Origin of the sequence: Prevotella pallens ATCC 700821, assembly GCF_000220255.1 — a bacterium.
GTDB lineage: Bacteria > Bacteroidota > Bacteroidia > Bacteroidales > Bacteroidaceae > Prevotella > Prevotella pallens.
The window spans coordinates 1-1,864 of the sequence record NZ_GL982518.1; the positions used below are offsets into that span (position 1 = coordinate 1).

Annotated in this window: 1 rRNA gene; it reads right to left on the reverse strand. The window is 47.1% G+C overall.

Going from position 1 to position 1,864, the window contains the following annotated elements:
- Window positions 1-110: 110 nt before the first annotated feature.
- Window positions 111-1,641 (reverse strand): 16S ribosomal RNA (locus HMPREF9144_RS12415).
- Window positions 1,642-1,864 lie beyond the last annotated feature (223 nt).

The following is a 1,864-nucleotide window of genomic DNA, read 5'->3' on the forward strand; positions in this document are numbered from 1 at the left end:
TCTATATTGTAGAACAAAGATGCGAGTACAAGAAGAGAAAACTTCCTAATATCTATTATTTATATGGTGATAAAACATTTAGATAATACAAAAATAAAAGTCCTATCCAGAAAGGAGGTGTTCCAGCCGCACCTTCCGGTACGGCTACCTTGTTACGACTTAGCCCCAATTACCAGTTTTGCCCTAGGTCGCTCCTTACGGTTACGAACTTCAGGCACCCCCGGCTTTCATGGCTTGACGGGCGGTGTGTACAAGGCCCGGGAACGTATTCACCGCGCCATGGCTGATGCGCGATTACTAGCGAATCCAGCTTCGTGAGGTCGGGTTGCAGACCTCAGTCCGAACTGGGACCGGCTTTTAAGATTTGATGCAATTTACATTACACCATCCCTCTGTACCGGCCATTGTAACACGTGTGTAGCCCCGGACGTAAGGGCCGTGCTGATTTGACGTCATCCCCACCTTCCTCACACCTTGCGGTGGCAGTGTTCCCAGAGTGCCCAGCATTACCTGATGGCAACTAAGAAAAGGGGTTGCGCTCGTTATGGCACTTAAGCCGACACCTCACGGCACGAGCTGACGACAACCATGCAGCACCTTCACAGAGACCCCGAAGGGCATATTTATCTCTAAATAATTCCTCTGCAATTCAAGCCCGGGTAAGGTTCCTCGCGTATCATCGAATTAAACCACATGTTCCTCCGCTTGTGCGGGCCCCCGTCAATTCCTTTGAGTTTCACCGTTGCCGGCGTACTCCCCAGGTGGGATGCTTAATGCTTTCGCTTAGCCGCTAACGCCAGGCGCTAACAGCGGGCATCCATCGTTTACTGTGCGGACTACCAGGGTATCTAATCCTGTTCGATACCCGCACCTTCGAGCTTAAGCGTCAGTTACACTCCCGTATGCTGCCTTCGCAATCGGAGTTCTTCATGATATCTAAGCATTTCACCGCTACACCATGAATTCCGCATACGTTGCGTGTACTCAAGTCTGACAGTTCGCGCTGCAAGTTAAATGTTGAGCACCTAAATTTCACAACACGCTTAACAAACCGCCTACACTCCCTTTAAACCCAATAAATCCGGATAACGCCTGGACCTTCCGTATTACCGCGGCTGCTGGCACGGAATTAGCCGGTCCTTATTCATACGATACATGCAATAACGCACACGTGCATCAAATTATTCTCGTATAAAAGCAGTTTACAACCCATAGGGCCGTCTTCCTGCACGCTACTTGGCTGGTTCAGGCTTGCGCCCATTGACCAATATTCCTCACTGCTGCCTCCCGTAGGAGTTTGGACCGTGTCTCAGTTCCAATGTGGGGGACCTTCCTCTCAGAACCCCTACTGATCGTTGCCTTGGTGAGCCTTTACCTCACCAACAAGCTAATCAGACGCATCCCCATCCTTTACCGATAAATCTTTTATTCATATCTGATGCCATCAATGAATTACATCGGGTATTAGGCCGTCTTTCAACGGGGTATCCCCAAGTAAAGGGCAGGTTGGATACGCGATACTCACCCGTGCGCCGGTCGACGTCCAAAATGTGCAAGCACATAATGCCGTTTCCCCTCGACTTGCATGTGTTAAGCCTATAGCTAGCGTTCATCCTGAGCCAGGATCAAACTCTCCATTGTAAAATGTCTTTTATAAGAATATATAAACATCACTATAAAATAGTGATATATATATCTAAATTCAATATCTGCTCAGAACTAATTATCCAGTAATATCAAGTTTATACACCTATAATAAATTAACTAGGACGTTTCTTTTACCCATCTGATACTATATTTAATAGCAACAGACGCTTCTTGTACTACTTCTCTGTCTATGTAAATCTTTTCAAAGAACGATGCC